Consider the following 21,698-nt stretch of genomic DNA (forward strand, 5'->3'; position numbering starts at 1 on the left):
TCGTGCGCTGCGCGCTGGTCTCCGACACCGGAATGGAGCGGACCAACAACGAGGACTCCGCGGTCGCCGACCTCGAGCTCGGTCTGTTCATCGTCGCCGACGGAATGGGCGGGCACGCGGCCGGCGAGGTCGCGAGCCGCATCGCCGTCGACACGACCCTCGCTTCGATGCGCGCGCGATCTCGGCCGGCCCGGGTGCGCGACGAGGCCGAGCTGCTGCTACAGGCCGTGCACGACGCGAATGCCGCGGTGGTCCGCGAGGCCTCGGAGCGCGGAACGCACGGAATGGGCACCACGCTCTCCGCGGTCTGCCTGCGCAAGCGCGCCGCCGTGATCGCCAACGTCGGCGATTCGCGGGTGTATCTGATCTCGCGCAAGGGACTCGCGCAGCTCACCGTCGACCACACGCTGGTCGCGCAGATGGTCGAGCACGGAGTTCTCACTCGCGAAGCGGCGCGCACCCACGCCGACAAGCACGTGCTCACGATGGCGGTCGGCACGCTCGGGCTGCTCGAGCCGCAGATCCTCTACGCGAAGGTTCCGGCGGGCGGACGGCTGCTGCTCTGCAGCGACGGCCTGCACGATCTTCTGCCCGAGGACGAGATCGAGTCACTCGCGAAGCTCCCCGACATCGACGAGGCCGCACATGCGCTGGTCGCGCGCGCGAACGCTCGCGGCGGGTTCGACAACGTGACGGTGCTTCTCGTCGAGCCATAGGCCGACGGGCCCGGCGCGGCGAAGCCGCGCCACCCGCACTTCGCTCGGCTTCGCCTCGCTGCGCGCTTCGCTTGCGAGTCAGTCGGTGCCCTCGAGGACGCCCAGGAAGTCGAGCTCGCGCAGGGCGCCGTCGAGGTCCATGCCGTAGCCGACGATCCAGCCGCCCGCGACCTCGAAGCCGACGTGGTCGAGCGCGATGTCGGCGCGCAGGCGCGACGGCTTGCAGACGAGCACGGCGACGCGCAGGGAGCGCGGCGAGCCCGAGCGCACCAGGGCGGCGACCGCCTCGATCGTTCGGCCCTCGTCGGCGATGTCGTCGGTGATCACCACGTCGCGGTCGCGGAACACGCCCGGGTCGCAGCCTTCGATCTCGACCGCGCGCAGCTCCGTGCCGTGGCTTCGCCGGGCGCGAACCTCGATCCGCTCCGACGCGACGCCGCGCGCCTCGAGCCCGATCGCAAGGCGAGCGGCGAAGCGCCGCGCGCCTTCGGCGATCACCACGACGAGCGGCGTCCGACCGGCGAGCTCGCGGGCCAGCGAGCCGGCGATCGCGTCGATCCGCTCGTCCACCTCACGCGCCGAGCGCAGCTCGAGCACACGGCGCCCCGCAACGTCCTGGAACGACACGCGCGCGATCCTATCGCCCGCGGGCGCCCGCGAGCAAAGCCGGGCTCCATCGCGTATCTTCGACGCCATGCCCGTCACCGCCGTGCCCGCGGCCACCGTGATCCTGCTCCGCGACGCCCGCTCCGGCCCGGAAGTGCTGCTGCTCGCGCGCCACTCGCGAAGCGAGTTCCTGCCCGACGCCTACGTCTTCCCCGGCGGGCGCGTCGAGGACGCCGACCACGACCTGGTCGACCGCATCTTCGGCCTCTCGCGCGCCCAGGCGAGCCGCCGGCTCGCGACGGTTCCCGGCGAGCAGGCACTCGGGTACTTCGTGGCCGGTATCCGCGAGACCTACGAGGAGTCGGGAATCCTGCTCGCGCGTCGGCGCGGAAGCTCGGAGCTTCTGGACGCCTCGAGCGCGGCCAAACTCTCGCGCCACCGGCTCGACGTCCAGAAGGGCGACGCGTCCTTCCGCGAGCTGGTGCTGGCCGAGGACCTGATGCTCGCGGCCGACCTGCTCTCGGTCCACGCGCACTGGATCACGCCCGAGGACTCGCCGCGGCGCTTCGACACGATCTTCTTCGCGACGCGCACGCCCCCCGGCCAGGCGGCCGCGCACGACGGAGTCGAGCTCACCGACCACGCCTGGCTCGCGCCCAAGCAGGCGCTCGCGGAGTTCCGCGCCGGCCGCCGACAGATGATCATCCCGACCTGGGCGAATCTGGAGACGCTGTCGGGATTCGCGACGGCCGAGGCGGCGCTCGAGGCGTCGCGCCGGCGACCGATCGTTCCGATCCTGCCGGCCATGGTCGAGCGCGACGGCCGGCGACGCCTGGTGATTCGAGAGGACGCGGGCTATCCGACGACGGAGGAGCTCGTCGGAGGTCCAGCCGCCTGAACTCCGTAGTGATACTCGGAGGCTACGGCCAGCTCGGACGGCTCTGCGTGCAGGAGCTCGCAAGCCTGAGCCGTGCGCCGCTCGTCGTAGCGGGGCGCAGCCTGCAGCGCGCGGAGTCGCTCGCGCTCTCCTTCGGCGAGCGCGCCCGGGGCGTCTACGCCAACGCGCTCGATGCGCGCACGCTCGCGCGCGTCGTCGAGGGCGCGGGGCTGCTGGTGGCCTGCTGCGGCGGTGACCAGATCGTCGCGCTTCAGGTCGCGCTCGAGCTGCGGGTGCCGTTCATCGGCGTGTCGCCGCTGCGGATCGAGGCGCGAAGCCGCGCGCTCGTGGCCGAGCAGGCCTGGCGCGCGCAGGTTCCGGTCGTGCTCTCGGCGGGCGCGGTGCCGGGAATGCCGGGAATCGCAGCCGAGCTTCTGGTCCGCCAGCTGCCGGCGATCCGCCAGCTCCGCATCGCCTCGACCGGCGCCTGGGTCGAAACGGAGACCGCGCGCCGCGATTCGCGGCTCGCGAGCGTGGCGCTGGGCGAGGACTCCGGGACGGGCGCGCTGCGGCGGCGCATCCCCGAGCTCTGGCGCTTCGCGGAGCCGATCGGAATGCGCCCGGTCGTGCCGTCGTCCAGCGCCGACCTCGACGGCTTCTGCGAGAGTCACTGCGTCGAGACGCTCAGCTACCTGGAACCGCCGCGGGGCGTGCTCGGGCGCTCGCTCGGCCGGCTCGTCTCGCGGCAGGCCGAGCCCGGGTTCGCGCTCGCGGCGATCGCGAGCTCCGATCCAGAGCCTGGCGCGAAGGCGACCGTCGCGATCGAGCTCTTCGCGCCGAACGTGCTGATCCCGGCTGCGGCGCTGGTCGGCGCGCTCGGCGTCCACATCCTCGACGGCCGCGTCCCCGCAGGTCTGTCGACGCCACGCGAGGTGCTGCGCCCGGCGGTGGCGCTGCTCGCGCTCGAGAAGCGCGGCGTGCGGGTCAGCCAAGCTTCGAGCTGAGGTTCTCTCGCAAGGGGCGCATTCCGCTGGTCCGGATGTCCCGGAGCTCGAGCTCGCGCGCCATCGAGCCGTCGCTGTAGATGCGGCGCTCCTCGTCGCGCTGGCGCCAGTCGCGCGTGATCGATTCGAGCTCGGGGCCGCCCTCGGCGCAGTGCGTGATCAGATACGCGAGCCCCGGCCCGAGCCGGTCGATGCGTGCGGTGTTGTGGGCCAGACCGGTGCCCGGCGTGAACGAGAGCGAGTCGGCCTCGAAGTGGTCGAAGACCGGAAAGCCCGCCGCCTCGGCCGCGGCGATGCGCCGCTCGAACTCGGCCAGGCGCCCGCCCAGGTTCAGGACCCGCGCCTCGCGGCGCGCGAGCCGCGGGATGAAGGCGGGCAGCCGGAACTCGTGCGCGAGTCGGAAGTAGACGTCGACGAATTTCAGGTCGAAGACCGCGCCCATGTGCGCGTCGATGTGGGTGACGTCGATGCCGGCGTCGAGCGCGCGGTGGATCTGCGCGCGCAGCTCCCGGTCGACCTCCTCTACCAGCGCGTGCTCGACGGTCTCGCGCACGGTGCGCCACATTCCGCCGTCGGGCGCGACCAGGCTCGGCACGTCGCTGCGGACCGGCCCCCAGCGATGGCCGTCGTATTCACAGTTCAGTGTCAGGTGGACGCCGAGGTCGAGCTCGGGCCGCTCGCGCGCGATCTGCGCCATTTCGCCGAACGCCGGGCACGGCACCATGATGCTGCCGCAGGTCGCCGCGCCCTCCAGCGCGCGCACGCCGCCCAGGTTCGCGGCGCTCGACATGCCCAGGTCGTCCACGTGCACGACCACCACGCGTTCGTCCGGGGCGTAGCCGAGCTCTGCGAGTAGCGACACGCGAGATCTCCTCCGGCCGGTCAGCATAGCGGCCGACGGAGATGAGACCATCGCTCGAATGGATCCGCAGCGCTCGATATCGGTCGACCCGGCCGAGGCCGGAAGTCGCCTCGACGCCGTCGTGGCGCGGAGGCTGGGGCTCTCGCGCGGCTGGGTTCGAAAGCTGCTCGCGTCCGAGCGCATCCTGCTCGGCGGCCGACCCGCCGCGAAGGGAGCGATCCTGCGCGCGGGCGATCGCATCGACGTGCTGCCGTTCGCCGGCCCCGAAACCGGGCCGATCGCGAATCCGGGGATGGCCGTGCGGGTGCTGCGCGAGGCCTCTGGCCTGATCGCGATCGACAAGCCCGCAGGCTGGCCGGTGCACCCGCTCGAGCCGGACGAGACCGAGACCGCGCTGAACGCGCTGGTCGCGCTGCACCCGGAGCTGGTCGGCGTGGGCGAAGGCGGCCTGCGCTCAGGCGTGGTCCACCGGCTGGATCCGGGCACATCGGGCGTGCTCGTCTTCGCGATCGACGAGCGAGCCTGGCGCGCGGCACGCTCGGCCTTCGCCGAGAAGCGCGTCGCGAAGCGCTACGTCGCCCGGGTGCACGGGGCGTTCGCCGGCGAGCGCGAGATCGAGCTGCGGCTCGAGAGCCGCGGCGCGCACGTGCGCGTGGTCGAGAGCGGCGGGCGGCTCGCGTCGTCGCACGTCCGCGCGCTCGAGACGGGGCCGGAGACGAGCCTGGTCGAGATCGCGATGCGCACCGGCGTCCGCCACCAGATCCGCGCGAGCCTGGCCGAGGTCGGCCATCCGGTCGTCGGCGATCGGCTCTACGGATCGTCGCTCGTGCTGGACCGGTACTGGCTGCACGCGGCCTCGATCGCCTGGGACGACTTCGCGGCGGAGGCGGGGCTTCCAGCGGAGCTCAAGACCCTCGAGGGGCGATGATCACTTTTCCGTAGCTGCCCCGGGAGCCGAGCGCCTCGAGGGCCTTGGGCACTTCGTCGAGCGAGTAACGGCCGAAGATGATCGGCTTGACCAGGCCGGTCTCGTACAGCTTCGCGAGCCCCGCGAAGACCTCCGCAATCCGCGCCGGCTGGTGGATCGCGTACGCCCCCCAGTGCAGGCCGACGACGGCGATGTTCTTGAGCAGGATGCGGTTGGCCTTCACCTCGGGGATCTTGCCGCTGGCGAAGCCGATCACGAGCAGGCGCCCGTTCCAGGCGATGCACTTCAGCGACCCCTCGAAGATCTCGCCGCCGACCGGGTCGTAGATCACGTCGGCGCCCTTGCCGCCCGTGGCCTGCTTCACCGCCTCGACCCAGTCGCCGCTCGAGTAGTCGATCGCGAGATCCGCGCCCGCTCGCCTTGCGACCTCGAGCTTGTCCGCGCCGCCCGCCGTCGCGATCACGCGCGCGCCGAGCGCCTTGCCGATCTGCACCGCCGCGACGCCGACCCCACCGGCGGCCGCGTGCACGAGCAGGGTCTCGCCCGCGCGCAGGTTCGCGCGATCGACCAGCCCGGCGTAGGAGGTCGGATAGACGACGGGAAACGCCGCGGCCTCGGGGAAACTCATCGCGTCGGGCATCGCGTGCAGCGACGCGGCGGGGAGCGCGACTCGCTCGGCGAAGGCGCCGAGAGCCAGACCGGCGAAGACCCGATCCCCGATCGAGACGCCGCGCACGTCCGCGCCGAGCTCTCGCACGACCCCGGCCACCTCCGCTCCCGGCGTGAACGGAAAGGCCGGCTTCATCTGGTACTTGCCCTGCACGAGCAGGATGTCGAAGAAGTTGCAGCCGGCGGCCTCGACCTCGATCACGACCTCGCCCCTGCGCGGCGACGGATCGGGAACCTCGCGCACCACGAGGTCCTTGGGCTCCATCCAGCGATCGACGACGACGGCTCGCATCGGCTCCTCCGGGGAATTCGCGCGGCTGCGCTTAAACGAGAACGCCGGCCGGGTCGAACCGGCCGGCGCGTTGGATCGGGTCCGAGACCGCGATCAGACGTCCTGCGGGCGCAGCGTCTTGCGACCGTTCGCTCCGGCGCGGGCTTCGGCCTGCGCGATCACCGACCGCACGTGAGCCTCGAGAGCGCCGTAGAACTCGCTTCCGACGTTGCACTTCTTCGCCGCGGCCTTCACGCGCGACTTCGAGATGATCATCGAGTCGCCGCCCTTCTTCGCGGCCGCCGCCTTCTTCTTCGCTGCCATTTCGAGCTCCTCGTCTTCGCGACCGCCGATCGTGCGCGAGCGCAATTTCGTGTCTGGGCCGATCATTCGGCACAGGGCGCAAATAGCACGCGGCCCTTCGAATGCAAGGGTAACCGTCTACTGCAGCGTGTAGACGAAGTTGCCTTCGGATCCCAGGCTCGCGATCACGAGCATGGCGAAGAACAGGAACACGACGATCAGGGGAAGCAGCCAGAACTTCTTGCGCGTCTTCAGGAACCCCCAGACGCCCGACTCCGTGCTCGGCATTTCCGATCTCCCGACGAGCCGCGGATCGTAGCTCCGCAGCGTCAGATGTGAAGATCCTCCTTCACGAACGCATCGGGCCCGGCGAGGAAGCGCTCGCCGGCGAGAGGCGCGAGATCGAGAGCGCCAAAGCGTCCGTCGCAGATCAGCTCGGCGATGCCGCGCCCGACGGCCCAGGACTGCATCACGCCGCGTCCGGTGAAGCTGTGCGCCTCGAATGCGTTCGCGAAGCCGGGCACCTGGCCGAGCACGCCGCTGCAGTCGGGCGTCACGGAGTAGAGCCCGGACCAGCCGCGCACGTGGCGGCAGCGTTCGAACGCGGAGGCGCGGTGGGCGAGCCTCGGCCAGAGCTCGGCTTCGAAGAACGCCTCGCCGTCGTAGCGGAACTCGTAGCCGGAGGGCTCGGCCGGGCTCGAGAAGCCCGCCAGCGTGTAGGGCCCCTCGGGATGGAAGTAGAGTCCGGACGCGTCGACGATCATTCCCGCGCCGTGAAGGTCGGCGCCTGGCGGCAGATCGCGCGCGCGCACGTCGACCATGGCGATCTGGCGCCGCACCGGCACCGCCCAGTCACGGACGCCGAGCCTGGCCGAGAGCAGCGGGCTCCACGCACCCAGCGCGTTCACGAAGATCTCCGGCCGAAGCGACGGGTGATCCAGGCTCGCCTCCGGCTCGACACGGTGCTGTGTCAGGATCCTGCGCAGCAGCCCGCTCTCGTCGGCCGGAGCGCCCTTCTGGACCTCGACCACGTGCACGCGCTCGACTCGGCGCCGGCCCGGCTCGGCCTCACCGACCTCGACGCCCTCGACGTAGTGCCGGTTCAGGAAGCGGGCGCCACCGGCGCACGCGCGCTCGCGGTAGAGTCGCCGGACCGCGTTCGGGTTGACCAGGCCGTCGCGGGGCGAGAAGGTCGCGCCGGCGATCTGGTCGAGGTTCCGGTCGAGGAGCGGAAAGCGCCGCGCGATCTCGGCCGGATCGAGCAGGTCCACGCGCACGCCGAGCCTCTCCTGGAAGGCTCTTCGCTCGCGGGCGCGTGCGAACTTTGCGGCGTCGTCGTACAGCCACAGGTAGCCGCGCTGGCGCAGCGAGACTTCGTCCGCGTGCGCCTCGAAGAACGCGATCGTGTCGCGACAGGAGGCGACGTTGGGCTCGCACCACCAGGTCGCACGCACGCCCCCGGCGTTCAGCTCCGAGGATGCGTACATTCCGGCCAGGTCGAGATCGACCACGCAGACGTCGTTCACGCCGCGCTCGACGAGCGCGCAGGCGATCGCCGATCCGATGATTCCGCCGCCCGCGATCAGTACGCCGACCCGTTCCACTGCCTGCCTCCGCAGAGACGTTCGCGTCGTTCCAGACGGATCGGCATCCAGCGTAGGGGCTACAATGCCGGCGCGAAAGATGAAGTCACTGGACGTGCCGATCGAGCCTGGCAGAGGCGAGCCACCGGCGCGTCCGCCGCGGCGCGTCTTCGTGGAGCGGCACGAGATCCCGCGGCTGGTGGTCGGCACCGCGCGTGGCGAGGCGGTCGCCTGCCGGCGCGTGCTCGGCGCGCGGCGCGGCGGGCGGATCGGATTCCTGCTCGCGCTCGCGGGCCTGGCCGTGGCAGCGCCCGATCCGAGAGCGGCGGCACTGGCGGCGCTGGTCCACGTCTCGCTGGCCCTGGGCGTCGGGATCGCCGCGCGCCGTCGGGGCGGTCAGCGCAGACGCGAGGTGCAGCGACTCGCGCTGTGGACGGTCCTGACACCGCTCGGCGTCGCGGGGCTAGCGCGGATCGCGGGATTCGGGTCGCTTCGGCTCTGCATCGCCGCCGCGATCGTCGGTCAGCTGCTGCTCCTGCGCGCGCTCCGCGCGACGCGTGCGGCCTAGCCGACTACTTCGGCGCAGGAGCGGCGGGCGGAGTCTCGAGGTCCTGGGGGAGCACGCCTGCGGGAACTCCCTGCGGCGCAAGCGACGGGTCCGGGTGCCACTCCCCGTCGAGCGGGTAGTTGTAGCCGTTGGTGTTGAGGACGATCGACTTGTTGTCGACCGGTGTCCGAACCACGGCCGGCCCCGCGGCCGGGCGTCGGATCACGACCGGCGCCGGGCACTGGCTCTGCGCGGCTCCCCCGGTGGAGCCCGGATCCGCGTTTCCGACCAGAGCGACGCCGCCGGTCGAGAAGACCAGCGCGAGAACGACGAGCGCGGGACCCATCCATCGCATTCCGTCGGGATCGGCTCGGCGCAGGAGCGACTTGAGCGCCACGGCGCGTGCGCGTAGCTTGCGCGCGCGATGCGCGCCGGAGACAGCCCGCTCGAGCGCCTGGAGCGCGAGATCCCCGCCTGCTCGGAATGCCCGCGCCTGGCCGGGTTCCTGGCCGTTCTGCGCACGCGTCATCCCGACTACTGGAATCGGCCCGTTCCCGGCTTCGGCGACCGCGGCGCATGGCTCGCGATCGTCGGCCTCGCGCCCGGGCTTCACGGCGCGAATCGCTCGGGCAGGCCGTTCTTCATGGACGCCTCGGGCGAGTGGCTCTACGGCGAGCTTTCGCGCCGCGGGCTCTGGGACGGCGAGCGGCTCGAAGGTGTGTACATCCTGAACGCGGTGAAGTGCGTGCCGCCGGGAAACCGGCCGAGCTCGGCGGAGCAGGAGCGCTGCCGCCCCTGGCTCGAGCGGGAGCTCGCCGCGCTTTCGGGGCTTCGCGTGGTGCTCGCGCTCGGCCGGATCGCGCACGTTGCCGTGCTGCGCGCGTTCCGCGAGCGGCCGCTCGCGCGCCATCCCTTCGCCCACGGCGCAGTCGCGCAGCTCTCGGACCGACCGACGCTCGTCTCGAGCTACCACCCGTCGCGGCAGAACACGAACACGGGCGTGCTCACGGCGGCGATGTGGCGGGCGGCGTTCGACCGCGCGGTCCGATTCGCCAGACCGCGAAGAACGTCCACAGGATCACCGGCAGGAGCCCCGCCGCCGCCGTCCGGTGCAGCCCCTCGACGAGCTCGAGCGAGACGGGAAAAGGACGGGTGAGCGCGAGCCCTGCGGCCGCGAGCACCTCGTGCTCCCAGCGCTCGACGTCGCTCATCAGCATCGCGACGCCGAGCAGGAAGACGAGCCCCCCACCAGCCAGCAGGGCCACGAGCCGCTCGCGCGCGCGAAGCCTCGGCGTCGCGAGCACGAGCGCAAGGAACATGACGAAGACGAAAGCGTGCTTGTGGTACGGGCGCTCGATCCGCTTCGAGACCGCGCCCACGCGCAGGTCGTAGACGTAGGCGTAGGATTCGTCGCGTGGCTCGAGGGAGAGCGCTCGCGACTGCATTGCTCCGCCGCGCAGGGCCGCCGCCGCGACCCGCGTAGCACCGGCTTCGATCCAAGCGTAGACGGGAACGCTCGCGCAGAGCCAGACCGCCAGCCCGTAGATCACGGCGAAGCGGGCGAGCAGGCGCAGCGCGAATCTAGGCATCGGGCGCCGGCACGCGCTGGATCCAGACGAGCAGCGTCGCCAGACAGACCGCGGTGATGAAGGCCGGCCAGACGTAGACGTGGACCAGCTCGAAGAGCTGCGGCGAGCCGGCATTGAGCCAGCAGAGCATGAGCACGCGCAGGAAGTTCACGGCGAAGATGATCGCGAAGCCGGCCGCGATGCCCCGGGCTCGGTCGCGCCAGGGCGCGGGGAAGACCAGCATTGCCGACGCGAGGAAGATGCCGACGTCGATCCCGGTGCACGAGTTCACGATGTCGACCGCGCTCGAGCCGAGCATGACGCGCTGCCCGATCACGTGCACGTTCTCGCTCACCAGCGAGAGCACGAGTCCGGCGAGCCAGGCGATCGATTTCCGGATCGGCTCGAGCAGTGTGCGGTCGACGACCTCGATCAGAAGCAGGTTCGAGAGCGCAACGACGAGCACGACGTAGACGCAGGAGCGGAGCCAGAGCCCGCCTCGTACCACGTCGATTCCCTCCTCGGTTCGACTTATACCACCGATGCGAGCTCTGTACCGTGGATCAGCGTAGGGCTAGCATCCGCGAGTGACCGGACAGGATCTGCCAGAGATCGCTACGACGGTGCCAGGGCCTCGTTCGCGCGCGCTCGCGCGACGGCTCGCGCGCGTCGAGAATCCGGAAGTCACCTTTCTCTCCCAGCCGGAGCCGATCTTCTGGAGCCGCGGCGCGGGTGCAAACGTGCTCGATGCCGATGGCAATCGCTACGTCGACCTGATCGCGGGCTTCGGAGCCGCGGTGCTCGGCTATGCGCACCCGGAGCTCGCGGCTGCGTTGGCCGCTCAGGCCGGGGAGCTGCAGCACGCGATGGGCGACGTGTACCCGGCCGTCCGAAAGCTGGAGCTTCTCGAGGCGCTGACTCGCGTTCTGCCGGGCGGGCTCGGGGGTGTGATCCTGTCCGGCTCGGGCTCCGATGCGGTCGAGTCCGCGCTGAAGACCGCGCTGATCGCGACCGGCAAGCCGGGAGTCGTGGCCTTCGAAGGCGCCTACCACGGGCTCGGTCTGGGCGCGCTCGACGCGACCCACCGCGAGGACTTCCGAGCTCCGTTTCGAGGCCGGCTCGCCGGCCGGACGAGCTTCGTTCCCTTCGGCGACGCGGACGCAGCGCGCAGGGCGGCGATCGAGATCGACGCCGGTGCGATCCTGTTCGAGCCGATCCAGGGGCGCGGGGGTCTGCGTTTCCCGCCGCGCGGCTTCGTCGCGGCGCTGCGAGAGATTGCGGACGAGCGCGGGGCCCTGTTGATCGCCGACGAGGTCTACACCGGAATGGGACGCACCGGACGCTGGCTCGCCTGCGAGCACGAGGGCGTCGTGCCGGACGTGGTCGCGCTGGGAAAGGCGCTCGGCGGCGGTCTTCCGCTCTCGGCCTGCGCGGGAAGACCCGAGGTGATGCAGCGCTGGCCCGCATCGCGCGGCGAGGCGCTGCACACCAGCACCCACCTGGGAAATCCTCTGGCCTGCGCGGCGGGACTCACGGTGCTGCGTGTTCTCGAGCGTGACTCGCTCCTTTCGCGGGCCGAGACACTAGGCGCGCGCTGGCTGATCGAGCTTCGTTCCCGGCTGGCGAGCCATTCACGAGTTCGCGAGGTGCGGGGACTCGGCCTGCTCCTCGCGGTGGAGCTCGACGACCCGGGAGCCGCGCGCGGGGCGGTGTCGAGGCTGCTCCAGTCGGGCTGGATCACGCTCGGCGAGGGACCGGACGGGCGCGCGCTCGCGCTCACGCCGCCGCTGACGATCGCGGAGCCCCTGCTCCAGGCGGCGACCGAGGCGCTGGCGGAGCAGCTCGCGTGACGCGCGCCGGGCTCGAGCGGGCGATTCTCACCTGGATCGCGGAGGGCGTCGACGCGCCCGCCGACGAGGCGCGCTTCGATTCGCTCGCCGTCGCGCTTTTCCGCTTGCAGTTCCAGCGAGGCCCGGCCTACCGTCGGCTCTGTGCTGCATTCGGGGCGGACAGCGGAGTCGTCGGCGGCTGGCGCGACATTCCCGTGGTCCCGACGGGTGCGTTCAAGGAGGCGCGACTCGCGATCTTCCCACCCGAGGCCACGCTTCGCGTGTTTCGCACCAGCGGGAGCACGACCGAGGCGCGCGGCGCCCTGCACCTGGACACGCTCGCGCTCTACGACGCCTCGCTGCTCGCGACCTTTCGCGCGTATCTCTGTCCCGACGTCGAACGGATCCGCTTCGCGGTCCTCGCGCCTGCCGCGGACGGGGTCGGTGACTCCTCCCTGTCGTACATGTTCGAACGCGCCATGCGCGAGCTGGGCACGCCGGAGAGCCGCTTCTGGATCGGCGCGGCCGGCCTGGATCTCGACGCGCTTTCGAGTGAGCTCGCGCGGCTGCGGGAGCCGATCCTGCTGGCGGGCACCGCGTTCGCGTTCGTGCACCTGCTCGATTTCCTCGAATCGCGGGGCGCAAGGCTCGCTCTGCCGGCGGGAACCCGCGTGATGGAGACGGGCGGGTTCAAGGGCCGCTCGCGCGAGCTCACGCGCGAGGAGCTGCACGGCGCGATCGCTTCACGGCTCGGCGTGCCGCGCGCGCGGATCGTGAACCAGTACGGAATGTGCGAGCTCGCCAGCCAGTTCTACGAGGCGAGCCTGCGCACGGGCCGGATGACCGACGTGAAATCCGTCCCCCCGTGGGTGCGCACGCGCGCGCTCGACCCGGCGACACTTCGGGACGTCGCTCCCGGCGAGCCGGGCGTGCTGGTGCACTACGATCTGGCGAACACGGGCTCCGTGCTCGCGGTCATGACATCGGATCTCGGGACGATCGTCGAGGGCGGCTTCCGGGTGCACGGGCGGCTTCGCGGCGCCGAGGCGCGCGGCTGCTCGCTCGCCGCGGACGCGCTGCTCTCCGAGACGGGCGCGGCGCGATGAGGGATCTCGCCGAGCTCGCCGATGCGCGTCTCGCACTCGATCCCGAGCGGACGATCGCGGCGCTCGCCGGGGCCTTCGCGCTCTGGCGCGCGCCGGGCTCCGAACAGCGCTCGCGGCTCGCGCGCGAGCACGGGGTCTTCTCGCCGGAGATGATCGATTTCGGCGTCGAGGCCGCTCTCGAAGGCTGGACGGCGAGCGCGCTCGAAAGACTTCGCGCGCGCGAGCTCTCCGGAATCTTCTCCGCTCCGCGAGTCACCTCTGTATGGCTCGCCGGATCGATCCCGCCCGCGGCGTTCTCCGCGATCGCGCTGCCGCTGCTCGCGGGCTCGGCGGTCTACGCCAAACCTTCGGCCGCCGATCCGGTCTCGGCGCGACTGTTCGCGGAGTCACTTCGCGCGCTCGACCCCGGAGTCGCCGCCGCCGTGCGCATCGGCTCGGATCCGAAGGCGCTCGACGAGGCCGACGCCGTCGTGGCCCAGGGCGGCGACGAGACGATCGCGTCGATCCGTTCGCGCGTTCCGCCTGCACGGCCTTTTCTCGGCTACGGCCACAAGCTCTCGCTCGCGGTGATAGGCGCCGACGTCGATCCGGCGACCGCCGCGCGCAGCCTCGCGCTCGACGTCGCACTCTGGGACGGACGCGGCTGTCTCTCGCCCGCCTGGGCACTGGTCTGCGATTCCCCGCGCGGGCGTGCGGCCGAGGTCGCGCACGCGCTCGCGAGCGCGCTCGAGGAGCTCGAAGACCGGCTTCCGCGCGGAAGGCTCGAGACCTCGGAGTTCGCCGAGCTGCTGGAGCTGCGCGCGCGCGCTGCGGTGCGCGACGGCACGCGGCTCGAGCTCGCCGCGGGCGCCTCGAGCTGGACCGTCGTGCTCGAGAGCTCGGAGGCTCGCCCGCCCGCGGGAACGCTGCGCTTCGTGTCGGTGATCCCGGTCGCCGACGCCGACGCAGCTTCGCGTTTCATCGCGCCGCTCGCGCCGCATCTCTCGTGCGTCGGCCACGCCGGCTGGGGCGCGAATCTGTCGCGACTCGCGGCACTCGCGGTCGCCGCCGGAGCGTCGCGGCTCTGCCCGCTCGGCCGGATGCAGCTCCCGCCGCTCGACTGGAATCACGACGGCCAGGGTCCGCTCCGGCCACTCGTCCGCTGGCTCGACCTGGAGAGCTAGGCCGAGCCTCAGGCGTCGCGCGGAAAGATGCTGGCGAAGGCGAAGGCCGTGAAGGCGGCCTGGAACAGCGCCACGAGCCACGGGTTGGGCATGTTGCGCGCGAGCCGAAGTGCGACGAGCTCGAAGAAGACGAAGAAGAGCGTGATCGGCACGATGCCGAGCAGGATCACGAACGGCAGCAGCCCCGAGAGCGCGCCTCCGGCGACAGCGAGAAGTGTCAGCGTCTTGCCGAGCGCCGGCAGCCAGAGACCCGTTCGACCCGAGCCGCGCAGAAGCCACTCGCTCGCACCGAAGAAGGGCAGGAGCAGGAGCGTCGCCCCGGCGCACCAGCTTAGGCGATGCGGCGCCGGAAAGACGTTCCAGAACGGAGCTTGGAGCGTTCCGACCACGAGGTAGACGAGCGCGAAAAGGAGACCGCCGACGAGCCAGGTGCGAGGGTCGCCGAGGCCTTCGGCGCGGACCGCGCCGCTGGCTGCGCCGAGCGCGAGCAGAAGCGCGCCCGCGAGCCCGAAGAAGCCGAACAGGTCGCGGCCGGCCGCGAGTGGAATGAACCCGAACGCGCCGCGCATGGTGCTGGCATCGACGCCGGCGAGCAGAAGCACGGCGCTCGCGAGCGCGAGCGCGACGAGCGCGAGGTGGCTTGGCGGACGCTCGAGCCGCGGCAGACCGATGCGCGGCGCAAGGCCCGCCAGCGCGCGCGGCGCGCCGAAGACCAACACCAGCGCGGCCAGCAGTCCGAGGCCCGACCAGCGGAAACGCGGATCGGCTCCGGGAGTTTCCGGCCGACCGTGACCGGGACCGAGCGCGAGCGCGAGCCAGTCGACGATCCTCCGCGCGGCCTCCGCGGAGTAGAGGATGGTGATGTGATCGGTTCCCGGCACCTCGCTGATCCGCACGCCCGTGCCGTGCTCGAGCTCGCCGTAGGTCCGGTCCTCGACCAGCTGCTCCTTGCCCGCGAGCTTCGCGCCCAGCTCGGCCCCGCGCTTGCGCATGCCGGATGGATCCGCGGCGGCCCAGATGAAGAGCGCGTTCGGGGGCGCGAACGGGCCGGCGACGTCGCGCCCGCCCGAGATCGCCACGACGGCGGCGATGCCCGGATCGCGCTGCGCGTGCGCGAGCACCGCGAACGCGCCCATCGAGTGGCCGGCGAGCGCCACGCGCTGGCCATCGAAGCGCGGCTGCGTGCGCGCGTAGAGCAGCGCGGCGTCGATGTCCTGGCGCAGACCGATGCCATCCGCGGTGGGTCCGAGGGGGTTTCGATTCTCGCCGTGGCCGCGGAAATCGATCGCGATCACCGCGTAGCCCGCCTTCGCGATCCGGCGCGCGAGCGCGCTCGTCATCGCCGTGTTGCCGGCGAAGCCGTGACAGAGCACGACCACCGGCGCGGGCGGATCGAAGTCGGGCACCTGGCCGAACGGCAGCGGCGCCGCCGGCTCCCAGACGACCGCGGGAACGCCGCCGGGAAGCTCGAGCGAGCTGCGCGCGATGTCGTTCGAAGCTCGCCGCAGGCCGACCAGCGACACCGCGAGCAGCAGACCCGCGAGTGTGTAGACCAACTTCGCGATCACGCGGCCATGCTAGCATGCGCAAATGCGGGTGAACGAGATCGACACGCCGGCACTCGTGATCGACCTCGATCGCATGGAGCGGAACATCTCCACGATGGCGCGCTTCTTCGCGTCGCGCCCCGCGAAGCTGCGACCGCACTTCAAGACCCCGAAGTGCGCCCCGGTCGTCGAGCGCCAGCTCGCGGCGGGCGCGATCGGCGTGACCTGCGCCAAGCTCGGTGAGGCCGAGGCGCTCGCCGGCGCGGGGGTGCGCACGTCGGTGCTGATCGCGAACCAGCTCGTCGGAGCCGCGAAGCTCTCGCGGCTCGTCGCGCTCGCGCCGACGCTGCCCGAGCTGATCGTCGCGGTCGACAGCGAGGCGCAGGTCGATGCGCTCGACGCCGCGCTCGCGGGCTCGAGGGCGCGCGTCGGCGTCCTGATCGAGGCCGACATCGGCATGCACCGCTGCGGCACCGACTCTCCCGAGGAGACGGTCGCGCTGGCGCGCAAGCTCGCGAAGAGTCGCGCCGGCTATCGCGGGATCATGGGCTACGAGGGCCACGCGGTGCTCGTGCCCGACGCGGGCAAGCGCAAGGAGCTGGCCGAGACCGCGGGGGCCACGCTTCGCGCGCACGCGCTCGCGCTCCGCGACGCCGGGCTCGCGCCCGAGATCGTCTCCGCCGGCGGGACGGGGACCTTCGAGCTGACCGGAAGCGCCGACTTCGTGACCGAGATCCAGGCGGGCAGCTACGTCTTCATGGACGGCCGCTACCGCGACGTGCGCACGGACTTCGAGACCGCGCTCACGCTGCACACGACGGTGCTGAGGCGCCGCGGCCGGCTCGTGATCACCGACGCGGGCGTGAAGTCGCTCTCCAGCGACTTCGGAATGCCGCGCGGGGCCGACCTGCCGCTCGGCGTGGTGGGGCTCTCCGAGGAGCACGGCCATCTGCTGATCGACGAGGGCGCGGACCTTCCGCTCGCGCCCGGCGACCGCATCCGCCTGCTGCCGAGCCACGGCGACACCACGATCAATCTGCACGACCGCTATTACGCGGCCCGCGGGGACGACGTCGCGGAAGTCTGGCCGATCGTGGGCCGCGGGCGCTTCGTCTAGGATGGCGCAGCGAATCGCCGTCACGGGTGCGAACAGCGCGCTCGGACGCGTCCTGCTGCAGCGCGCGGTCGCGCGCGCGGACGTGGAGGTCGTCGCCATCGTCCGCTCCGAGCGAGCCGAAGCGGAGCTCCCGGCGCTCCCGCGCGATCGGATGCGCACGGCTCGCGTGGACTTTCGCGACGCGCCTGGGCTCCGCGAGGCGTGCGCGGGCGCGCTGGGACTGATCCACCTGGCGGGGATATTGATCGAGTCGCGCTCTACGAGCTACACCGAGGCAAACGTCGAGACCGCGCGTGCCGCGGTCTCGGCCGCGCGCGGGTCGGGCGTGCCCAAGCTCGTGCTGGTCTCTGCGATCGGCGCGGACTCGCGCTCGACGAATCCCTACTGGCGCAGCAAGGGCGAAGCGGAGGCGCTGGTTCGCGAGTCCGGCAGCGATTACACGATCGTGCGTTGCCCGCTCTTGCTCGGTTGCGACGGCGCGGGCGATCGCGCGCTGGCCCGCGAGGTCGCAGCAAAGATCGTCCCCCTGCCCGGCGGGGGCGCGAACCTGGAGCAGCCGCTCGACGCGCGGGACCTCTCCGACGGGCTCTTGAACGCCGCGCTCTCCCGCGACTGCGCGCGCGGCCTCGTGCTCGACGCCGTCGGCCCGGAGTCGCTGCCGCTGCGCGAGCTCGTGAAGCGAGGCGCTCGGCTGCGCAAGACGTACCCGATCATCCTGCCGGTTCCGATCGAGCTCCTGCGCGCGATCCTGGCGCTGCGCACGCGTCTCTTGGGGCCGGGCTTCTCGCCGGAGGTGATCGACGTGATGCTCGCCGACACGAAGCTCGATCCGGTTCCAGCGGCGAAAGCGCTGGGAATCGCGCTGCGGCCGCTCGACGAGACGCTGGCGCAGAGCCTCGCGCTCGCGAGCGCCGCGTGAGCGAGGCCGTCCCGACCGGGCGCGCCGCAGGCTGGCAGAAGGCGCTGCCCTGGCTGATCACGATCGTCTGCTTCGGCTTCCTGTGGACGCGCATCCAGGGCGCGGCCACGCGCGCGGATCTCGACGTCGCCACCTACATGGCGCGGGTTCTGGCCTCGGTGCGCTGGGGCCCGTGGCTCGCGCTGATGGTGCCGTACTCGCTGCTCTTCCTGTGCATCGACACGCTGGTGATCTGGCGCGTGATCACCTGGTTCAACGCGCCGGTGCGGCTTCGCGACGTGCTCCCGATCCGCGCGTCGAGCTACATCCTGTCGATCGTGAACGAGCAGGTCGGCAAGGGCGCGATCGCGGTCTACATGAATCGGCGTCACGGCATCCCTGGCTTCGAGGTCGGCTCGAGCATGCTCTTCATCATGTTCTGCGAGTTCTACTACCTGCTCGCCTGGGCGCTGCTCGGCTGGCTGCTCTCCGCCGCCGCACTGCCGCCGATCTTCCGCGCGATCCCGGTCGTCGCCGCGCTGGCGCTGCTCTTCTTCGCGCTCTGGTGCGCATTCTTCGCCGGGCGGCTGGGAGCGGGCTCGACGCTTCGCGATCGCTCGATCCTGCGCGCGTTCCGGCTGGCGCGGCCCGCGCAGTACCTGGCGGTGATGCTGCTGCGCTCACCGGCGATGATCGCGGCCGTCGTGGTCTACACCGTCGCGGCGAGCCTGTTCGGGATCTCGGTCGAGCTGCGCACGATGGCTGGCTACCTGCCGGTGATCTTCTTCGGCGCGGCGGTTCCCGGGCCGATGCGCACGGTCGCGATCTCGCTCTGGGTCGTGCTCTTCCCGGGCTACGAGGGCGAGGTCACGACGTTCGCGTTCCTGCAGCACAACTTCTTCGTGTTCTTCAACGCGAGCATCGGGCTGATCTTCCTGCGCCGCGCCTACCGGGAGCTCTTCGAGGGCTCGGGCGCGGCGCTCACGCCCCCGCCATCAGCGTGATTCCCTCGAGGAACTCCGAGAAGCTCTTCGTGATCGGCGCGACCGATGCGGCGTTGGCAGCCTTCGCCGAGACCGAGCAGACGGACGCGCCGTCGTCCTTGCGCAGGTCGAAGAGGAAGAGCTCGTCGGCGCCGTCGCTGCCGAACGCGAAGAAGCCGGGAAGACTGCGCGCGAGCCCGTACTCGCGGTTCCGCTCGAGCGCGCGCTCGAGCGGCCAGAGCTCCAGGAAGCCGGTTTCGTAGGGGATCTTCCCGCGCGCTCCGTTGCAGGCTTCCATGAAGCGCAGATACGTGCGCGGCAGGTTCGGCGGGGCGGCTTCGCGAAACTGCTTCACCTGCCCTGGTTCGGCCGCTCCTCCCTGCTCGAGCCGGAACCGCGGATTGCGAAGCAGCTTCTGCACGTCCATCCGATTCTCCTCCTCGTGATCAGGAGCTGGGCCGTCCCCAGCATTATACGGGCCTCAGGAACGGAACGCGAAGTAGACCGCGCCGACCATGCACAGGCCCGACCAGAGGAAATCGAGCTTGATCGCGTTGTGCATGTAGAGGACCGAGAACGGCACGAACACCGCGAGCGTGATGACCTCTTGCAGGATCTTCAGCTGGGGCAGCGAGAGCACGGTGTAGCCGATGCGGTTTGCCGGAACCTGGAGCATGTACTCGAAGAACGCGATCGACCAGGAAACCAGCGCCGCCACGAACCAGCTCTGGCTCGGGAAGTGCCGCAGGTGCCCGTACCACGCGACGGTCATGAACAGGTTCGAGAGCACGAGAAGACCCGTGGCTTGCGCGATCGGCGGGATCATGGCCGCCACGATAGCGGAGCGCGCGCTATCTACCGCCGTTGCCCTTGCCGTTCTTCTTCCCGTTCTTCGCTGCGCCGGCGCGAAGACCCGCGGGCAGGTTCGCCTCGACGCAGACCTCCCACGGTCCTTCGAAGCTCGCGCTCCAGAGCCAGCCCTTCGGCGCCTTCCGGTAGTAGCGGTCGTCGAGCCAGTAGCTGCCCGGAACGTTGATCACGACGTAGACGCCGACCTGCGTGTCGAACACGACCTCGACTCCGTGGGGCGTCTTCGCGCGGTAGCCATGGGCGGGCGCATGGGGCGGCGGGCCGTGGCCGTGGCTCTTGCCGGGCCCCGGAGCGGGCGCGGGCCCGTGGCCGGAGGACGTGGCGACGGCGAAGCAGCCCGACAGTGCGAGTGCGGCGAGGGCGATTCCGAGACGGCGCATCAATCACCTCCGGCGGTGATCATCGTCCAGACGCCGATCGCGATGAAGCCCGCGCCAGCGACGTAGGAGAGCACCCGCCCGCTCACGTACTGCGAGACGATCGCGCCTGCGAGCACGCCGATCGCCGAGGTCAGCACCAGCGCCGCGGCCGACGCTGCGAAGACCGTGAGCTTCGGATTCTCCGCCTCGGCCGCGTAGAGCAGCGTCGCGAGCTGGGTCTTGTCGCCGAGTTCGGCGACGAAGACCGTGGCGAAGACGGTGGCGAAGAGCTTCAGGTTCACGATGGCTCCTTTCTCATGGGGCGGCGCGCGGCGAGCGCGCGATCCGCGATCGAAGCGAGTGTCGAGGCGACGAGCACCCAGGCGACCCAGCGCGTCGGCCCGGCGACGAAGCCGAGCCCGAGCTCGAGCAGGATCGCGCCGCCGAGCGGAACGAAGTACAGGATCCCGTTCCAGCGCCCGAGCGCGCTCATGCGCAGCTCGCGCGCGCGATGCAGGAAGTAAGAATCGACCACGTACTGCGCGAACGCGATCGCCACGAGCGCGGGCAGCAGCCAGGTGAGCGCGCCCGAGGCCGCAGCCGCCGCGAGCCCCGAGTTCACGAACACGAAGTCCGCGCCGTGGTCGAGCACCCGCCCGAGCGCGCTCTCGGTGCCGCGCATCCGCGCGAGCCGGCCGTCGGCGACGTCGGTCGCGATCGCCACACAGAAGAGCGTCGCCGCGATCGCGCCGAAGCTCCACCCGCCGGCGACGATCATGACCGCGAGCGGTGTGGCGAGCAGGAGGCGCAGGATCGAGAGCAGATTCGCCACTACGCGTCCGGCGCGGACGGCGCGCCGATCCCGCGCGCCTGCAGCAGGCACGCCTGGACGATGCGACCGAGACGGCCACGCTCGTCGTGGAGGCCCACGTCGACGAACCCGACGCCGCTCCCCTCGCTGCGCTGCTCCGACGCAAGCGCGATCCAGCCCGCGGCGGGAGTGCGAGAGAGGTAGAGCGTGACGTCGGCATTGATGTAGCCCGCGCCGAGCCCCTGGGCGCGGCGCGAGAAGCTCGCCAGCGCGTTGGCGAAGTCGGAGAGCGCCGCGGCGTGCTGGAGCGGCGTCGTCGGCTCGCCAGCGACGAGCGGGATCGGAAGCCTCAGCCAGGCGCACGGCGGAGCGCTTCCGCCGCGCGAGACCCAGCGGCACTCGACGGTCGTGTGGAAGCCGGTCGGGAAGCCCTGCATCCCCCCCGGCACGAGGCCCGTCGTCGCGATGGCCTCGGGACCCGGCGGCGGCGGACCGAGCTCCGCGCCCGGCTCCGCCGCCTCGTCGCGCCGCACCAGGAGAGCGGACGCGCGCGTGATCTCGACGTCGCCGGCGTACAGGGCAGCCGCGACGGAGTGCACGCGGCGCCCGGCACGCGCCGGCACGACCTCGACGCGCAGCGGCGCGCGCGGGATCGGCCGGAACAGATCGACGGTGAGTCGCACGAGCGAGAACGAGGCGTCGGGTGCCGCGGTCTCGATCGCTCGCGCGAGCAGCCCGCAGACCGCGCCGCCGTGCAGCGTCTCGCGCGACCACGGGCTTCCCGCAGCCTCGGTCGGCACGAAGCTCGCTCCTTGTCTTCGGAACACGGACTCGCTCATCGGGACGGGCAGGATACCCGGGATCGGCGTGCTGGCGCGCACCGGGTCCATCCTGCAGTAGGATGGGCGGATGAAAACTCTAGAAGCGGTCCCAAAATAGATGTTGCGCTACGGTGTAGCCAACGCGAGTTCGGGCAGCGGGTGCTGACGCGAGACTCGTCTCCCCTTTCGAAGGGGGAGGTGCGTGGACCTCACGGATCGGGACTGGGAGCGAGTGGCGCCCCTGATTCGCGAACCGAAGC

At 71.4% G+C, this 21,698-nt stretch carries 25 protein-coding genes; 12 read left to right on the forward strand and 13 right to left on the reverse strand.

Annotated features, from left to right (window positions below; genetic code table 11):
- Nucleotides 1–2: 2 nt before the first annotated feature.
- The gene (locus FJ108_09230; protein MBM4336082.1) at nt 3–716 is read left to right on the forward strand and encodes a Stp1/IreP family PP2C-type Ser/Thr phosphatase; all 714 of its coding nucleotides are present in this window, start codon (nt 3–5) and stop codon (nt 714–716) included.
- 78 nt (nt 717–794) lie between these two features.
- Here the strand turns inward: FJ108_09230 and FJ108_09235 are convergent, their stop codons facing one another.
- Nucleotides 795–1,412 carry a hypothetical protein gene (locus tag FJ108_09235; GenBank protein ID MBM4336083.1) on the reverse strand — a complete coding sequence of 206 codons (618 nt, stop codon included), beginning with the start codon at nt 1,410–1,412 and terminating at the stop codon, nt 795–797.
- On the opposite strand from FJ108_09235, the gene FJ108_09240 reads away from it, so the two are divergent.
- A complete protein-coding gene (locus FJ108_09240; GenBank protein ID MBM4336084.1) occupies nt 1,411–2,220 on the forward strand; it encodes an NUDIX hydrolase in 810 nt (269 codons plus the stop codon). The two genes, FJ108_09235 and FJ108_09240, sit on opposite strands and share 2 nt — an antisense overlap.
- 8 nt (nt 2,221–2,228) lie before the next feature.
- Nucleotides 2,229–3,203 carry a hypothetical protein gene (locus FJ108_09245; GenBank protein MBM4336085.1) on the forward strand — a complete coding sequence of 325 codons (975 nt, stop codon included), beginning with the start codon at nt 2,229–2,231 and terminating at the stop codon, nt 3,201–3,203.
- Here FJ108_09245 and FJ108_09250 read toward each other — a convergent pair.
- The gene (locus tag FJ108_09250) at nt 3,184–4,305 is read right to left on the reverse strand and encodes a ChbG/HpnK family deacetylase (GenBank protein MBM4336086.1); all 1,122 of its coding nucleotides are present in this window, start codon (nt 4,303–4,305) and stop codon (nt 3,184–3,186) included. The two genes, FJ108_09245 and FJ108_09250, sit on opposite strands and share 20 nt — an antisense overlap.
- Here FJ108_09250 and FJ108_09255 point away from each other — a divergent pair.
- On the forward strand, nt 4,124–4,993 hold the full coding sequence (locus FJ108_09255) for an RluA family pseudouridine synthase (GenBank protein ID MBM4336087.1): 870 nt from the start codon (nt 4,124–4,126) through the stop codon (nt 4,991–4,993). The two genes, FJ108_09250 and FJ108_09255, sit on opposite strands and share 182 nt — an antisense overlap.
- Here FJ108_09255 and FJ108_09260 read toward each other — a convergent pair.
- The 3 genes from FJ108_09260 to FJ108_09270 all read right to left on the reverse strand — a co-directional run bounded on the left by FJ108_09260 (nt 4,971) and on the right by FJ108_09270 (nt 8,194).
- On the reverse strand, nt 4,971–5,954 hold the full coding sequence (locus FJ108_09260; GenBank protein MBM4336088.1) for an NADPH:quinone oxidoreductase family protein: 984 nt from the start codon (nt 5,952–5,954) through the stop codon (nt 4,971–4,973). The genes FJ108_09255 and FJ108_09260 overlap by 23 nt on opposite strands.
- Before the next feature lie 93 nt (nt 5,955–6,047).
- Complete coding sequence (locus tag FJ108_09265) at nt 6,048–6,209, reverse strand: DUF1931 domain-containing protein (protein ID MBM4336089.1); 162 nt, start codon at nt 6,207–6,209, stop codon at nt 6,048–6,050.
- Nucleotides 6,210–6,565: 356 nt separating this feature from the next.
- The gene (locus tag FJ108_09270; protein MBM4336090.1) at nt 6,566–8,194 is read right to left on the reverse strand and encodes an FAD-binding oxidoreductase; all 1,629 of its coding nucleotides are present in this window, start codon (nt 8,192–8,194) and stop codon (nt 6,566–6,568) included.
- Between the two features lie 355 nt (nt 8,195–8,549).
- Here FJ108_09270 and FJ108_09275 point away from each other — a divergent pair, with 355 nt between their 5' ends.
- On the forward strand, nt 8,550–8,756 hold the full coding sequence (locus tag FJ108_09275; GenBank protein MBM4336091.1) for a hypothetical protein: 207 nt from the start codon (nt 8,550–8,552) through the stop codon (nt 8,754–8,756).
- A 34-nt stretch (nt 8,757–8,790) separates the two neighbouring features.
- Nucleotides 8,791–9,522 (forward strand): uracil-DNA glycosylase, encoded by a 732-nt coding sequence (locus tag FJ108_09280; protein ID MBM4336092.1) that lies wholly within the window; start codon nt 8,791–8,793, stop codon nt 9,520–9,522.
- Between the two features lie 425 nt (nt 9,523–9,947).
- On the opposite strand, the gene FJ108_09285 is transcribed toward FJ108_09280, so the two are convergent.
- Nucleotides 9,948–10,478 carry a hypothetical protein gene (locus FJ108_09285; protein MBM4336093.1) on the reverse strand — a complete coding sequence of 177 codons (531 nt, stop codon included), beginning with the start codon at nt 10,476–10,478 and terminating at the stop codon, nt 9,948–9,950.
- A 43-nt stretch (nt 10,479–10,521) separates the two neighbouring features.
- Between FJ108_09285 and FJ108_09290 the strand changes: the two genes are divergently transcribed.
- From FJ108_09290 to FJ108_09300, 3 genes are read left to right on the forward strand one after another with little or no spacing between them, the layout of a single operon-like run.
- On the forward strand, nt 10,522–11,784 hold the full coding sequence (locus FJ108_09290; GenBank protein MBM4336094.1) for an aspartate aminotransferase family protein: 1,263 nt from the start codon (nt 10,522–10,524) through the stop codon (nt 11,782–11,784).
- Nucleotides 11,667–12,869 (forward strand): long-chain fatty acid--CoA ligase, encoded by a 1,203-nt coding sequence (locus tag FJ108_09295; protein MBM4336095.1) that lies wholly within the window; start codon nt 11,667–11,669, stop codon nt 12,867–12,869. Before FJ108_09290 ends, FJ108_09295 begins: the two co-directional genes overlap by 118 nt.
- Nucleotides 12,866–14,032 carry a hypothetical protein gene (locus tag FJ108_09300; protein MBM4336096.1) on the forward strand — a complete coding sequence of 389 codons (1,167 nt, stop codon included), beginning with the start codon at nt 12,866–12,868 and terminating at the stop codon, nt 14,030–14,032. The genes FJ108_09295 and FJ108_09300 overlap by 4 nt, the downstream gene beginning before the upstream one ends.
- A gap of 8 nt (nt 14,033–14,040) precedes the next feature.
- Here FJ108_09300 and FJ108_09305 read toward each other — a convergent pair whose 3' ends face one another.
- Nucleotides 14,041–15,600 carry an alpha/beta fold hydrolase gene (locus FJ108_09305; GenBank protein MBM4336097.1) on the reverse strand — a complete coding sequence of 520 codons (1,560 nt, stop codon included), beginning with the start codon at nt 15,598–15,600 and terminating at the stop codon, nt 14,041–14,043.
- Between the two features lie 22 nt (nt 15,601–15,622).
- On the opposite strand from FJ108_09305, the gene FJ108_09310 reads away from it, so the two are divergent.
- The 3 genes from FJ108_09310 to FJ108_09320 are packed head-to-tail and all read left to right on the forward strand — an operon-like array spanning nt 15,623 to nt 18,598.
- Complete coding sequence (locus FJ108_09310) at nt 15,623–16,696, forward strand: DSD1 family PLP-dependent enzyme (protein MBM4336098.1); 1,074 nt, start codon at nt 15,623–15,625, stop codon at nt 16,694–16,696.
- A gap of 1 nt (nt 16,697) precedes the next feature.
- Nucleotides 16,698–17,615: an NAD-dependent epimerase/dehydratase family protein gene (locus FJ108_09315; GenBank protein ID MBM4336099.1), complete on the forward strand. Its 918-nt coding sequence runs from the start codon at nt 16,698–16,700 to the stop codon at nt 17,613–17,615.
- On the forward strand, nt 17,612–18,598 hold the full coding sequence (locus FJ108_09320) for a hypothetical protein (protein MBM4336100.1): 987 nt from the start codon (nt 17,612–17,614) through the stop codon (nt 18,596–18,598). Before FJ108_09315 ends, FJ108_09320 begins: the two co-directional genes overlap by 4 nt.
- Here the strand turns inward: FJ108_09320 and FJ108_09325 are convergent.
- Genes FJ108_09325 through FJ108_09350 form a run of 6 tightly spaced genes read right to left on the reverse strand, consistent with a single transcriptional unit; the run spans nt 18,576 to nt 21,507 of the window.
- Nucleotides 18,576–19,004, reverse strand: a complete 429-nt coding sequence (locus FJ108_09325; protein ID MBM4336101.1) for an SMI1/KNR4 family protein — start codon at nt 19,002–19,004, stop codon at nt 18,576–18,578. The genes FJ108_09320 and FJ108_09325 overlap by 23 nt on opposite strands.
- A 54-nt stretch (nt 19,005–19,058) precedes the next feature.
- The gene (locus tag FJ108_09330; GenBank protein ID MBM4336102.1) at nt 19,059–19,403 is read right to left on the reverse strand and encodes a DMT family protein; all 345 of its coding nucleotides are present in this window, start codon (nt 19,401–19,403) and stop codon (nt 19,059–19,061) included.
- 25 nt (nt 19,404–19,428) lie between these two features.
- The gene (locus FJ108_09335) at nt 19,429–19,827 is read right to left on the reverse strand and encodes a hypothetical protein (protein ID MBM4336103.1); all 399 of its coding nucleotides are present in this window, start codon (nt 19,825–19,827) and stop codon (nt 19,429–19,431) included.
- Nucleotides 19,827–20,108, reverse strand: a complete 282-nt coding sequence (locus FJ108_09340; protein MBM4336104.1) for a TMEM165/GDT1 family protein — start codon at nt 20,106–20,108, stop codon at nt 19,827–19,829. Before FJ108_09340 ends, FJ108_09335 begins: the two co-directional genes overlap by 1 nt.
- Entirely contained in the window at nt 20,105–20,980 is an 876-nt protein-coding gene (locus tag FJ108_09345) for a CDP-alcohol phosphatidyltransferase family protein (protein ID MBM4336105.1), read from the reverse strand. Before FJ108_09345 ends, FJ108_09340 begins: the two co-directional genes overlap by 4 nt.
- Nucleotides 20,638–21,507: a thioesterase family protein gene (locus tag FJ108_09350; GenBank protein MBM4336106.1), complete on the reverse strand. Its 870-nt coding sequence runs from the start codon at nt 21,505–21,507 to the stop codon at nt 20,638–20,640. The genes FJ108_09345 and FJ108_09350 overlap by 343 nt, the downstream gene beginning before the upstream one ends.
- Nucleotides 21,508–21,698 lie beyond the last annotated feature (191 nt).

The organism is Deltaproteobacteria bacterium (assembly GCA_016875225.1).
Lineage (GTDB): Bacteria > Myxococcota_A > UBA9160 > SZUA-336 > SZUA-336 > VGRW01.